The sequence below is a fragment of the Methylobacterium trifolii genome (assembly GCF_022179685.1).
Lineage (GTDB): Bacteria > Pseudomonadota > Alphaproteobacteria > Rhizobiales > Beijerinckiaceae > Methylobacterium > Methylobacterium trifolii.
In genome coordinates this window covers 1-11,395 of record NZ_BPRB01000243.1, presented here as the reverse complement: position 1 = coordinate 11,395, position 11,395 = coordinate 1, and the positions used below count along the sequence as shown (strand labels likewise).

The following is an 11,395-nucleotide window of genomic DNA, read 5'->3' as shown; positions in this document are numbered from 1 at the left end:
GGAAACCCGGAGCGGTTCAATGGTGCCGAGCTGATCGAGGACCCGGAAGGTTTAGACCTTTTGGACCTCGCTGCAGCACGCGCGGAGGCCTTGGCCGGGGCTCGCGATATCCTCGCCAACTCCGTCCGCAAGGGTGAGCCGTTGGACGGGCAGCGCATCGAGATTGCGAACGCGGCAGGAGAGTTACTCGCGACTGTGGCGTTCAAGGATGCGATTACGGTGGTCTGACGCGGCCAAGCCTTCGTCACCGCAACCCCTTTGGTGAGGTTGCCGCAATCATCAGGGCAGCCATTCTGTGACGAAGTCCACACCGCCCGGCAAACCGTTACAAGTTCGCGTTTCCTGCCATCGCCTTCACCGTCTCAACGAAGCGCGCCCGTCCCTCCGGATCGGACCTGTGCAGGTGGTCCTGCACGAGCGTGAGGAGGGCCGTTTCGGCCATCTGCGCGAGCTGTCTGACCGCATCGCGATCCGCACACGGTTCGTGGAAGGCCGAGGGGGGCACGTCGAGGGCGTCGGCGATGTGGGCGAGGAAGTGGCCCGATCGCACGGCCGTGTTCCCATAGGGCATGTGATCGCTCATTTCGAGAACTCGACCATGTGCTGATGCACGATAGGGAGCCGCGCTCCTCAATGTCCCGAAACGTACACTTTATGCAAGCGGTACGTGAATTGTCAGAGACATTACAACTTGAGGATTGACTGATTGTATCGTGCGGCGTTGGATTTTTTCCCGGAGCAGCGAGATCACGATCCATGCGCATCAACGCGATTGATGGGTTCAGCGAGGACAGCGCCCGCCTGCATGCCGCCCTCGATGCCTCCTGCGTCGTCGGCGTCTGGGATTGGGATCACGTCCGCGGTGTCGTCGTCTACGACGAAGGCGCCGCTCGCCTTCTGACGGGCGATCCGGATTTCACGGAGTGCGAAGCCAGCGGCCCTGCCGCCATGGCCGCCGTCCATCCGGCCGACCAGGACTGGCTGATCGGGCACGTGCAGCAAGCCGTGCGGAGAGGCGGCCTGATGGTGTCCGAGTACCGCGTCATGACGCGGGACGGCGGTACGCGCTGGCTCCTCAGCCGCGGGCGGACCTATCGGGACGAGACCGGCCAGCCGTTGCGATCGAACGGCATCCTCATCGACATCACCGAACTGCGCGAAGGGGGGGACCGCTACGTGCTCAGCGACTCCGCCACGCGTGGCGATCCGTTGGCGCACGCGGCCGACCTCGCCATCGCCCTGAGACAGACCCTCGGCCCCGACGCTCCATCCGAGGTTCGCACCGTGGCCGACCTGCTGCTGCTCAGCCTCGGCCGTGCACTCGCGCGGTCCGATCGCAACTGAGCACCGTCTCCGGCCCGATCGCATCTCTTCCCTGCGCCATGGATCGGAATAGCTGTGGTGGCCGCTGAAGGATTGTGTGCGGGGAGGTCGTATGGAGCCCTTCAGGCCGGACGTGTGACTGGAGCGGCACACCGTCCGGCCTTGCAGCCATGCCAGACCAGATCGGGGGGAGATTGACGGTCCGGCATAACACGTCAGCGCGATAGACGAGGCTGACAAGCGCGGAGGATATCCACTCCGCGCGAGCACTCAATGATGCAGATGCACCAATTTGCTAGTCGCTTGATTGGTAAAATCCAGCCCTTCGCTTCGACCCGGTTGGAACTGCTCGGTGCTTTCAGACCTGCTGAATGCCGTGCCTATCTCCCCGCGACTCGAGACGAGGCCTATGACCTAACCCGAGGGCACCAGCGACGACAACTGGGACGGCACCGCCGACCTCGCCCGGCAGAACGGCGCCCTCGCCAGCGGCAGCGTCGTCGGTAATACCGGGGCCTGCACTGTCGTGTTGAAGATTGCATCGAAAGGTGGACATCGGCTGTCAACGGGCCGGTGCCGAACCTCGAGTTTTCAGCTTCGGAAGAGCTTCGATATCCGGCCTGACGCTGAAGAGCCTTTCAGGATGAAACAGACGGATTCGAGCGGACGATGGCGCACTCGGCGATCCAGTTCGCCCGCCTAGGACCGCAATGACCGACCCCGGCTTCTTCCTTCAGGATCAGGAGCGCCGGGCTCGCGAGCCTCAGCGCGTCGCCGAACGGGCCGCCCGCGTCCGCCGCGAGCGATACGGCGCCATGCTGTTCGCGGCCGTGGCCCTGACGATCATGTGGGCAATGCTGCGGGGACTTCGCTGGTGAGCGTCATGCTCCGTCTCCTCGCTCACCCCGCGCCACCTCTCGCATCATGGCGTCGGGCAGCGGGCGTTGCAGCGTCAACGCCTCCTCGGCCGGCGCCTCCAGCCAGGTCCGCCATTCCTCAGGCGTGGTGAGCAGCACCGGCATCGCCTTCGGGTGTACCGGTCCGACCACGCCGTTCGCCGGGCAGGTCAGGAAGCCGTAGAGCCGGTGGTCCTCCTCGACCCGGTCGGGGTTCTCCTTCCTGGTTCCCCGCACGCCCTTCCACGGCCGCCAGATCCCGGCGAAGGCGAACGGCGGCCGGTCCTCGTCGAGGGCGAACCACACCGGCGTCTTGCGCGGCTTGGTGTCGGCGTACTCGCTGAAGGAGGTCACGGGGACGAGGCAGCGCTGCTCCGGCTTGAGCCAGGGCCGCCAGAAGGGCGAGGCGACGTTGCGGACGTTCGTGACCGGCGGACCCGCCACGTTCGGCGGCGAAGGGAAGCCCCAGCGCATCATCGACAGGGTGCGGCCGTCCTCGGCCTGGCGCACCACCGGGGCCATCTGGTCGGGGAAGATGCCGGGCTGCGGCGGCAGGTTGCCGGTCTCGTCGCGCGCGATGCCGAAAGCCCTGCGTAGGGCATCGGGGCCGAGGCGGAGGCTGTAGAGGTTGCACATGCCGGCACAGTGCGCCCCTCAGTTCCGGAACGGCAAGGCGGTGCGTTCGTGTTCGTCCCCTGTCGTCGCCGCGGGCGCCACTTCCCCCTCCGGCGCGGGGCGTCCGACCAGGGGAGACGAGCCGTCGACCACGGCTGCGCCGCAGTGCCGCGCGTGCTTCCGGGCGCGGATTCTCTGGCTAGTTAGCGGGGCATGCCCGACTTGACGCCCCTGACCCGCGCCGCCGGCCTCGACCGGCTGAGCGCCTTCCTCGCCGGCCCCGGTGCGCATTATGCGGCGACCCGCAACACGGACCGGGGGCGGGATAAGATCCCGACCACCTCGGCGCTGTCGCCCTACCTGCGCCGCCGCCTGCTGACCGAGGAGGAGGTCGCTCGCGCCGCCGTCGATGCCTATGGCGACCGAGGCGCAGAGAAGTTCGTCTCCGAGGTGTTCTGGCGGACCTACTTCAAAGGCCACCTGGAGACCCACCCGTCCGCCTGGACGGGATACCTGCGGGGTCTGGATGAGGGCCGGAGCCGGCTCGATGCGGAGCCCGGCCTGCGGCGCACCTACGATCGAGCGGTCGAGGGCCGCACCGGCATCGCGGGCTTCGACGACTGGGCGGTGCAGCTGGTCGAGGAGGGCTGGCTGCATAATCACACCCGGATGTGGTTCGCCTCCGTGTGGATGTTCACCCTGCGCCTGCCGTGGGAACTCGGCGCCGACTTCTTCATGCGCCACCTTCTCGATGGGGACCCGGCGAGCAACACCCTGTCCTGGCGCTGGGTGGCGGGGTTGCACACCCGTGGCAAGCACTACGTCGCGCGTGCCGAGAACATCAGGCGATACACGGACGGGCGTTTCGACCCCGTCGGTTTGGACGCGTACCCGGATGCCCTCGACGAGGCGATGCCACCGCGTGAGGTGAGGATCGGCCCGGCTGCCGAGGCGCCTCGGGGAGACGTCGCCCTGCTTTTGCATCTCGACGACCTGCACCCCGAGAGCCTGCCGATCGGGTGCGCCCGGGTCGTTCGGATCGGGGCGCTGACCGTTCATGCCGACGGAGCCGTCGGGCAGGTTCGGAGGGCGGATGCGGAGGCGATGGCCGATGCGCTGGGCCGGGCCGGGGCGCACTTCGGTTGCCCGGCCGGGCCAGCCGAGACGGGCTGGGCGGGAGACCTGCCGGTGATGACGGCCTGGGCACCGGTCGGGCCGACGGCCAACGCCTTGCCCGCGGACATGATCCGCATCCGTCGAGCCTGGGACGAGACGGCGTGGCCGCAATCGAGCCGCGGCTACTCACGGCTGCGGAGTGCGATCCCTCGCCTGCTGGAAGCGTAGGCGCCGCACCTGCGGGCGTCGGGCGCCGGTCCGGTCCGCGCCGGCAGGCCGGTCCGCCCATCACCGCCCTCGACACCGATCTCGGCACTGTAGGCCCGGCCATATCGGCTCATCCGCCAGCTGCCGGCTGCGTGCCGATGACGGCACGTCTGGGTCAGGCGCAGGTCTACGTCGTGAAGGTCGGCATGCTCGCCGAACCGCTGCCGGAGGCGCATGAGGTCGTAGGTGCCGGGCCGGCCACATGGCGGCCACTCGAAGACGAGCCGGCGTCCGCAGAGATCGCAAAGACGCTCCATCAGCCGGCCCCTGCAATCGGCAACTCGCCGACCTGCGTCGTGTCGCGCGGCGAGCGCATCTCGAACTTCGTCGCCCACGCTCGCTTCTCGATGAGCCCAGCCCGCGCCGGCACCACGGCGCCCCGGCCCCAGCGTGCGTCGCAGGCGTCGATCGCCGCCATCGGTGGGCCCGAGCGCGCGCGATCGAGCGGGCCGATCAGCGCCCGCGGGCCCGCATCCAGCGGCATCAGGTCGACCGTGACCACGCCGGCCTTGCCGTAGCGCCACGGCTGCGCGCTCGGCTCGCGCCATGTCCTGGCGATGCCTCGCGGGCCGCCTCGATCAGGGTGCGCTCGTCGGTGGCGGGATCGGGCAGGAGCGAATGCATTCGAGGCGTTTCAATCCGATCCGAGCGCAAACCAGGTCGTGTTTATGCGCTATCTAATCAAGGGCAGCATTCATATTACTTACCAGTGCCCTTGGCGGACCTCGGATCAGACATGAAGACAAATCCCGATCGGCACCTTTTGGCGAAAAGACAAACGTTTCGCGACGTGGTCGTCATGCCTCAGATCGGTCGCCGTCGAAATGGAGGTCCAGTGTGGCCGATGTTCTACCTCCGGATCGGAGCGAGATCATGCTGGGGCATCATACCGATTCCGGTCGACAGACGCCCTCCGAGTGCCGAGCCGCAGCATGCCCTGGACGGCGGCGTATGGTGCGGTTTTGTCGACCTGCACTACGGGCACATGATCGCCGAGTTCGGCATGCGGATCGTTCAGGCGGCCTATCTCGATCCCCACCTGCCGCTGGTGTTCAGCCTTCCCGAGGGCTTTTCCCTGCCCTTGCCGTCGTTCTTCTGGGAAATCATCGACGTCCTCGGCGTGGCCCGCACGCGCCTCGTCTTCGTCCGCGAGCCCCTCCGTGTCCGGGTCCTTCATGTCTATCCGCAGGCCGAACGACTCTACGGCGGCGGCCCAAGCGCCAGGCACCTCGATCTGCTGGACCGCCTGTTCGGAGATAAGGTCGCGGTCGAGAAGGACATTCCCTGCGCTTTCGTCTCGCGTGCGCTCGTCTCGCGCGGCGGCCAGATCGCCGGCGAATCCTACCTGGAAGACGTGCTGTCGCGGCTCGGCGTCCTCATCATCCATCCGGAAAAGCAGACGGTTGGGGCGCAACTGGCGCTCTATTGCCGGGTTCGTCGGCTGATTTTCAGCGAAGGCTCGGCCGTCCATACCTTACAACTCATCGGGCGGATCGACGTCGACGTTGCCGTCCTCGTTCGCCGGCCGCGGCGGTATCTCGCTTTCGCCTCCCTCCGGCCCAGGGTCAGGGCGCTGACCTATCTACGCGCGGTCGCCGGCCTGATCCGCGGCCTCGGAGCCTCTCGTCGGACCCAGCGCCACCGAGGTGTGTCGGTTCTCGACGAGGCCGGTCTCCTGCGGGAATTTCAGCGCATCGGTCTCGATCTCGCTCCACACTGGGACACGCGGACCTATCGCGCTCGCCGTGACGACGATATCCGTGCTTGGATCGCATTGCGCAAAAGTCTCCCGCAACGCTACGACGAGGCGGAGTTCGTCGATCTGCAACTCGCAGCCCTGGCAATCCCCGTAACCTACTGATTTGGAATTTTACATGGTCAGTATTCATAAATTATAAGATTAATTACTATTAATTTATAAGTATTTTCGTATTTTCAGACTACAATCGACGGTGAATAGTCAAAATATAGGGGACGATTTTTCGGATGAGGGTGTGAGTTTTAAAAATTTCGCCACGGGTATCGGCCGATACGCGCTTTATGGAGCGAGTCGAGGATCGCCGGCTCATCCAGGATCTGAAGTCCGGCGGCTTTCGGTCGGACATAGATACAGGCGCGCTGCGCGCACAAAATGGCGACGCCTTCATTCTCTTGACGGTTGCATGATGATAGCGTGGTGCACGGGGGGCGGCTGTAAGCGGCGCCCCTATGCCCTTCGAACCCACGCATCATCCGATCGATCCTCGTTCGATCGGACACGGTCGCAGTTCGGATGTGTTCGCCGAGGGGACCGAGCGCGTCATCAAGCTGTTCGTGCCAGGGTCCGATCCCGCGGCCATCGACAACGAGTTCCTCGCGACTCGGCACGCCTGGAATTACGGATTGCCGGTCGTGGAGCCGATCGGCATCCTCGAACGCGAGGGTCGCACCGGCATCCTGTTCGAACGCGCTGGAGGCGATACCCTTCTGGAGACCCATTACCGACGGCCGGTCTCCCTCGTCCTCGCGTTGCGACGGCTCGCCCACCTGCATCGGCTCATCCATGTTCGCCCGGGCGGCAGCCTGCCGTCGCAGCATGAGATCTTGCGGGAGGAAATCGGTCGCTCACGCATCTCCGAGGCCGCACGGCGAGCCGCCCTCTCGAAACTCGACCGGTTGCCGCGAGGCCGCGTCCTGTGCCACGGCGACCTTCATGGCGAGAACGTCCTCAGCACCGCCGATGGCCTGCGCATCATCGACTGGCAGAAGGCGAGCTCCGGTCATGCTGCCGGGGATGTCGCCCGCACGGAGCTGATGATCCGGTTCGGCGACTTGAAGCCCCCGCATGCCGGCCGCTCCGGCCGCTCGGACCGGATGCGTGCGTGGGTCGCCTACTGGTATGTACTCTCCTACGTGCAGGAGATCCGCATGCACATCGGGGCGTCCGACGTGCGGGCTTGGCGTCTTCCGATTGCCGCGGCCCGGTTGGCGGGTGATCCATCGGGCAACGAGGATGCGGTCAGAGCCGAAGTCGAGCGCCTTGCAGCCCTGTCTTGACGGCGAGACGGCACGGATGGGGAGACGATCCGAGCGCTCCGAAATGCCTGCTCGGTCGGAGCCGGGGGCTAAGGTCGTTCGCTTATCTCGCATGCGGACAAGACCGGCTCCTCGTAAGCATGGCGCAGATCGATTCGGCTACCGCGCCCAGGCCCCAGAGCGTGCGCATCGCCGACAACGAGGGCACCCCGGCGCCGATGGGCGTCGACCGGCTACAGCAGGCCAGTCCACGGCTGACGCCAATTGCGACCGGTCAGATGTTGCGCAGGCACCGCGATGTCCGGGAGGCCGCCTTGGCCGCCAGAGGCTACGAACCCATCGACTCTGTCGATCAGGGAGCAGGCCGCGGGATGGAATTCGAGATCGGGCAGGCGTGAGGGGCTGACGGGCGCCTGGGCGGTCGGCTATTCCTCACCGCATGGCCAACGTCATCCGCCCGACCTACGGCAAGGCCCGGCCCGAGCCTTCGAGGCCCATTTCGGAGCCGATCGCGGAATACGTGCCGTTGCGCGTCCACGGCACCGCGGCGGGCTTCCTGGTGGCCCTGATGCGTGACGAGGCGGGCGCGGAGGGGCCGGCGCTCGAGGTCGTCGCCGGCAACTCGGTCGAGGCCGTGGCGGCATACCCGGCGATGGCGACAACGAGATCGACGCCGAGACGTGCGGACTGGCTGTCCCGCGGGCGCCGGAGATCGTCGAGACGGGAAATCCTCAAGGATAATGTGCCGCCGCAGCGGCATCCGTTTTTCAGTGCCACGAGGTTATAGATGCGAACAATAAAAACCGATAGTGAACCGCTGGATTATTCGGCATCGCCCCAGGCACTCGAAGTCGAGGCAGTCCGCAGAACGCTTGGCCGCATCTTCTTGAAAGGCAGAGGAATCGAGGTTGGAGCAGGAACACGGCCCTGGAAGCTTCCAATCGACGCTTCTTGTTTCTACGGAGATGTTTTGGACGAACAAGGCCTAGAGCATTATTTTGCGCAGACCGGATCGGCCTTCAATGGTTTTATCGATGCTCAAACATATGCTGGCATTGAAGACGATGCTTTCGATTTTTCGTTGTCCGCACATGTTCTGGAGCATCTTGTTGATCCGCTTGGTTCGATTAAGAATTCTATCCGCATAATTCGGCAAGGTGGAATTTCAATGTTTGCCGTCCCTGACAAACGATACACTTTCGATCATCCAAGGCCGGTGACGGCACTGGACCACCTCATCGAAGATTATAAGACTGGAGGTGAAGAGACTAGAATAGCGGGATGCAAAGAACATGTAATGTATCTTCACCCACAATGGGCGCCAGAAATACCAGCAGAGCGCATCGATATTGAGGCAGCCATATTGGCGAATGCCAAATTTGATACTCATTATCATACTTGGACAACTGACAGTTTTTTAGAGATGTTGGACTGGATTGAAATCAATTTCAAAGTCGAGGCGATTCACTCGGAGCTTGTCGTTAACGAAAACATTGCTGTATTGAGAAAATTATAGAATGGTTGCGGTTCGTTGTGACTAAATCTGGCATGCAAACTATCGGACGGCATGGCTGTCGAATGTCCACTCACGACCGCGACCAACGATGCCAGGAGTATTTGCGCCGTCCCGCTCCGCCCCTTCCGCGCTCCCACACCGGCACGCTCCATTGTCGGCCCGGCTTGGTCCGGTAGCCCGAACTGTGTTCGAACAGGGCGCGGTCCGCTTCGACCCCATCGGCCCGGTCGCCCGAGATCATCAGCGCCCCGCAGCAGTCCAGCCGAGCCGTGCCGCTTCGGCGCCGAACCGGTCGAGGACGTCGAGTGCCGATCCCCGGATCGCCGCCCAGCGGGCGGGCGTCTGGTAGCGGCAGGGCGAGGCGTGCGGCGGGATCACCTCGATGTCGGCCCGCCAGGGATCGATGGGCGTTGGGAGCAGGCTGGGCGCGGCGCTGGCTGACATGCTGCCTCTGGCGCCCATGAACGATATCGGCCCATCCAGCCTGCGACTACGGTATGCGAGACCGTTCGCGCAGTCGGACCTGCTCCAGGATCGCGAAGATGCTTCGCGCGTCATGCCCAGCGTGGCAGTTGAAGGGCAACTGCATTTCGCCGTCCGCGCGATCCGTCGGTCGGACGCGCATCTCAAGCCACGGCATCACCATGAGGGTGGTCGTGGCTGCCTCACAATCGTGTTCGACGACGGCGAGGATCTCGCTCGCGGTGATCGACCAGGCGATGATGCTTTGGCTGATATGAGGCAACCACCGAGGATCGGCGGCTTGCTGAAGTATGTCCTCGTCGCTCGTGCTCACGCCGGCCCGGAAGATGTTTGGCTCAGCTTGGTCCCCGGGGTGAACGTCGTCCCGAGTGGCGCGCACGGTGATCCATGCGGGATCGAGCTCCCGCATCACCGCAGTTGCGCGAAGGCGGCGCGCACGCGGTTCATGTCGAAACGTGCGACCTCCGCCGCCCAACGGGGAGCTTGATTGGGCATCCCGTGCACGTCATGGCCACGCAGACGTCGGGCGTATTGTAGGGATACGAGGCCATGCCCGCCCGGCCCGATGGCGTAGCGGAACACGTTGTACTCGATCGTCCCGTCAGGAGAGGGTAGGGCGAACTCGACGACCGCCTCGTTCCGGCGCTCATAGAGGGTCGGATTAATTCCTGGGAAGCGCTCGCGCGTCTGGTGGCCGAGCGCAGCCGCGGCCTCCGATGCGCTCTGCCGGCTCTCCAGGAAAGCGCGGTAGCCGACGAGACGGGTCCAGCCGCCGATCGTTTCGTCGGGAGGGACGAACTCGATCAGGCCGCCCTGGGCACCGAACGCGTTGTACCTGGCGACGAGGGAGTCGCCCACGAAGGTGAGATTGCTCGTGCTCGGCGCGGCGCTGACCTGGGCCAGCGACAGAACGATGCCGAAGGCACTTGATACCGTCCTGAACATTGCGATCTCCCCGGCGGCTGGGTTTCACCATTTCGGAGACCAGCGCTGCGCACCTTGGTAAGCCGGCATTGTTTCGGGCCGATGATGTTTAAAACCGTGCGCTGTTTCATGGCGATAAATTTCGATTCACGAAAATTATTCGCGTAATCAGTGGCGGAATATGCACGAAATACATAAATATCCGCCCTGCCCCAAGCGGGTGCAGGCCTAGTGCTCGATATATGCGATGATAGTGGTGATCGATGCTGCGAACCGGATTGCGGAAAGGGGAAGACAACGCAACGCACGACGCAATCGTCGTGAAATCCGGCTTCACCATAAGGTCGTCCCAGCCCAGCCGATCGATGGCTGACGGGACGAGGGGATCGACAGATGGCCAAGCCAATCACCTTGACGAACCGCATCGTCGACGCGGTCGTAATAGCAGGCGTCGCTCTCGTCCTGATCGTGCACACGCAGTTGCTGGTGCTGCCGCCGCACTTCGTTTGAGCGCAGCCACCTCACGTTCGCTTCTACCCGTGACGCGACCGGCACCTCGCCGAACGCGGTGGCTCCTTCCCGCCGTCGTCCTGGTCTTCGCCCTGACGTGCGTCCTGTGGTTCGGCCTCAGCTTCGCCATCACCATGCAACCGATCGTCGATGCCGGGTTGCAGCCGGCTGCGACCGACCACGCGACCATCGAATCGCGGATCTCAGTGCGCTGTCGACGGCGCCGGGCCTCCTCGCGCAGGCGCTTCACCCTCTCGATCGATGCCGAAACGTGGAAGCTCTGCGGCAGCGGCGGCGAGTCCGGCTCGGAGTTCGGCATCGGACGGGGTCTCTACGGGATCGACGGTGACGTGTCAGGTCGGCTTGCCCAGGCTCGGGCGAGGCGGCCGTGACGCGGGCGGCGGCCGGGGCATTGTCGTTCTGCATGACGGCCGCGAGGGTCTCGATCGCCTCGCGCGTGTAGCCGCGGGCGAGCGCCTTGACCTCGTCGGGCAGTCGGGGGCGTCCGCCGGATTGGCCGGGGGTGAGCTTCGTGTCGGGAGGCGGGGTCGGCAAGGCTCGGTCCCGAACGGCGATGGGGAATGATCGTCGAGGCTATGTGTCCTCAGAACAGGGAGGGAAACAGGGTGGGGCGGTCCACGACTGCGTGCCCGGCCTCGATGCCCGCGCGCCCTCGGCAGGGGCTTGCTTTGAGGGCGTCTACGGCGGCTCGCTCGCGTCGGGTCATCGC

General features: G+C 64.8%; 16 protein-coding genes. 11 read left to right on the top strand and 5 right to left on the bottom strand.

Translation table 11 applies throughout. The annotated features are described in order from the left end of the window. The 4 genes from COGEMETH_RS19885 to COGEMETH_RS19870 all read left to right on the top strand — a co-directional run. Positions 1–228 (top strand): DUF6894 family protein (locus tag COGEMETH_RS19885; protein ID WP_306421767.1); only part of this gene is annotated, 228 nt, incomplete at its 5' end. Between the two features lie 169 nt (positions 229–397). Continuing rightward, positions 398–607, top strand: coding sequence for a hypothetical protein (locus COGEMETH_RS19880; protein ID WP_238184336.1), 210 nt, complete (start codon positions 398–400; stop codon positions 605–607). 149 nt (positions 608–756) lie between these two features. Beyond that, complete coding sequence (locus tag COGEMETH_RS19875) at positions 757–1,344, top strand: PAS domain-containing protein (protein ID WP_238184335.1); 588 nt, start codon at positions 757–759, stop codon at positions 1,342–1,344. A 689-nt stretch (positions 1,345–2,033) separates the two neighbouring features. Then, the gene (locus tag COGEMETH_RS19870) at positions 2,034–2,201 is read left to right on the top strand and encodes a hypothetical protein (protein ID WP_238184334.1); all 168 of its coding nucleotides are present in this window, start codon (positions 2,034–2,036) and stop codon (positions 2,199–2,201) included. A 3-nt stretch (positions 2,202–2,204) separates the two neighbouring features. On the opposite strand, the gene COGEMETH_RS19865 is transcribed toward COGEMETH_RS19870, so the two are convergent. Then, the gene (locus tag COGEMETH_RS19865) at positions 2,205–2,855 is read right to left on the bottom strand and encodes an SOS response-associated peptidase (RefSeq protein WP_238184333.1); all 651 of its coding nucleotides are present in this window, start codon (positions 2,853–2,855) and stop codon (positions 2,205–2,207) included. A 192-nt stretch (positions 2,856–3,047) separates the two neighbouring features. Between COGEMETH_RS19865 and COGEMETH_RS19860 the strand changes: the two genes are divergently transcribed. Next, on the top strand, positions 3,048–4,178 hold the full coding sequence (locus COGEMETH_RS19860; protein ID WP_238184332.1) for an FAD-binding domain-containing protein: 1,131 nt from the start codon (positions 3,048–3,050) through the stop codon (positions 4,176–4,178). Positions 4,179–4,473: 295 nt separating this feature from the next. On the opposite strand, the gene COGEMETH_RS19855 is transcribed toward COGEMETH_RS19860, so the two are convergent. Beyond that, positions 4,474–4,719, bottom strand: coding sequence for a DUF4113 domain-containing protein (locus COGEMETH_RS19855; protein ID WP_306421766.1), 246 nt, complete (start codon positions 4,717–4,719; stop codon positions 4,474–4,476). 342 nt (positions 4,720–5,061) lie between these two features. Between COGEMETH_RS19855 and COGEMETH_RS19850 the strand changes: the two genes are divergently transcribed. The 5 genes from COGEMETH_RS19850 to COGEMETH_RS19830 all read left to right on the top strand — a co-directional run bounded on the left by COGEMETH_RS19850 (position 5,062) and on the right by COGEMETH_RS19830 (position 8,748). After that, a complete protein-coding gene (locus COGEMETH_RS19850) occupies positions 5,062–6,078 on the top strand; it encodes a glycosyltransferase 61 family protein (protein WP_238184331.1) in 1,017 nt (338 codons plus the stop codon). Between the two features lie 347 nt (positions 6,079–6,425). After that, on the top strand, positions 6,426–7,253 hold the full coding sequence (locus COGEMETH_RS19845; RefSeq protein ID WP_238184330.1) for a phosphotransferase: 828 nt from the start codon (positions 6,426–6,428) through the stop codon (positions 7,251–7,253). Positions 7,254–7,372: 119 nt separating this feature from the next. Then, positions 7,373–7,630 carry an adenylosuccinate synthase gene (locus tag COGEMETH_RS19840; RefSeq protein ID WP_238184329.1) on the top strand — a complete coding sequence of 86 codons (258 nt, stop codon included), beginning with the start codon at positions 7,373–7,375 and terminating at the stop codon, positions 7,628–7,630. 41 nt (positions 7,631–7,671) lie between these two features. Continuing rightward, the gene (locus tag COGEMETH_RS19835; RefSeq protein WP_238184328.1) at positions 7,672–8,019 is read left to right on the top strand and encodes a hypothetical protein; all 348 of its coding nucleotides are present in this window, start codon (positions 7,672–7,674) and stop codon (positions 8,017–8,019) included. Then, a complete protein-coding gene (locus COGEMETH_RS19830; RefSeq protein ID WP_238184327.1) occupies positions 8,020–8,748 on the top strand; it encodes a methyltransferase domain-containing protein in 729 nt (242 codons plus the stop codon). A gap of 240 nt (positions 8,749–8,988) precedes the next feature. Here COGEMETH_RS19830 and COGEMETH_RS19825 read toward each other — a convergent pair whose 3' ends face one another. From COGEMETH_RS19825 to COGEMETH_RS19815, 3 genes are read right to left on the bottom strand one after another with little or no spacing between them, the layout of a single operon-like run. Further along, positions 8,989–9,192 carry a hypothetical protein gene (locus tag COGEMETH_RS19825; RefSeq protein ID WP_238184326.1) on the bottom strand — a complete coding sequence of 68 codons (204 nt, stop codon included), beginning with the start codon at positions 9,190–9,192 and terminating at the stop codon, positions 8,989–8,991. 46 nt (positions 9,193–9,238) lie between these two features. Then, positions 9,239–9,640 (bottom strand): hypothetical protein, encoded by a 402-nt coding sequence (locus tag COGEMETH_RS19820; RefSeq protein WP_238184325.1) that lies wholly within the window; start codon positions 9,638–9,640, stop codon positions 9,239–9,241. Then, a complete protein-coding gene (locus COGEMETH_RS19815; protein ID WP_238184324.1) occupies positions 9,640–10,176 on the bottom strand; it encodes an HI_0983 family protein in 537 nt (178 codons plus the stop codon). The genes COGEMETH_RS19820 and COGEMETH_RS19815 overlap by 1 nt, the downstream gene beginning before the upstream one ends. A gap of 623 nt (positions 10,177–10,799) precedes the next feature. On the opposite strand from COGEMETH_RS19815, the gene COGEMETH_RS19810 reads away from it, so the two are divergent. Continuing rightward, positions 10,800–11,057, top strand: coding sequence for a hypothetical protein (locus tag COGEMETH_RS19810; protein ID WP_238184323.1), 258 nt, complete (start codon positions 10,800–10,802; stop codon positions 11,055–11,057). The last annotated feature ends 338 nt before the right edge of the window (positions 11,058–11,395 follow it).

Bases quoted from the DNA above. Each gene is read 5' to 3' on its own strand.
- COGEMETH_RS19830 (WP_238184327.1), top strand. From the start codon at position 8,020: ATGCGAACAATAAAAACCGATAGTGAACCGCTGGATTATTCGGCATCG.
- COGEMETH_RS19835 (WP_238184328.1), top strand. From the start codon at position 7,672: ATGGCCAACGTCATCCGCCCGACCTACGGCAAGGCCCGGCCCGAGCCT.
- COGEMETH_RS19825 (WP_238184326.1), bottom strand. From the start codon at position 9,192: ATGTCAGCCAGCGCCGCGCCCAGCCTGCTCCCAACGCCCATCGATCCC.
- COGEMETH_RS19875 (WP_238184335.1), top strand. From the start codon at position 757: ATGCGCATCAACGCGATTGATGGGTTCAGCGAGGACAGCGCCCGCCTG.
- COGEMETH_RS19815 (WP_238184324.1), bottom strand. From the start codon at position 10,176: ATGTTCAGGACGGTATCAAGTGCCTTCGGCATCGTTCTGTCGCTGGCC.
- COGEMETH_RS19850 (WP_238184331.1), top strand. From the start codon at position 5,062: ATGTTCTACCTCCGGATCGGAGCGAGATCATGCTGGGGCATCATACCG.
- COGEMETH_RS19810 (WP_238184323.1), top strand. From the start codon at position 10,800: ATGCAACCGATCGTCGATGCCGGGTTGCAGCCGGCTGCGACCGACCAC.
- COGEMETH_RS19840 (WP_238184329.1), top strand. From the start codon at position 7,373: ATGGCGCAGATCGATTCGGCTACCGCGCCCAGGCCCCAGAGCGTGCGC.
- COGEMETH_RS19860 (WP_238184332.1), top strand. From the start codon at position 3,048: ATGCCCGACTTGACGCCCCTGACCCGCGCCGCCGGCCTCGACCGGCTG.
- COGEMETH_RS19845 (WP_238184330.1), top strand. From the start codon at position 6,426: ATGCCCTTCGAACCCACGCATCATCCGATCGATCCTCGTTCGATCGGA.
- COGEMETH_RS19865 (WP_238184333.1), bottom strand. From the start codon at position 2,855: ATGTGCAACCTCTACAGCCTCCGCCTCGGCCCCGATGCCCTACGCAGG.
- COGEMETH_RS19820 (WP_238184325.1), bottom strand. From the start codon at position 9,640: ATGCGGGAGCTCGATCCCGCATGGATCACCGTGCGCGCCACTCGGGAC.
- COGEMETH_RS19870 (WP_238184334.1), top strand. From the start codon at position 2,034: ATGACCGACCCCGGCTTCTTCCTTCAGGATCAGGAGCGCCGGGCTCGC.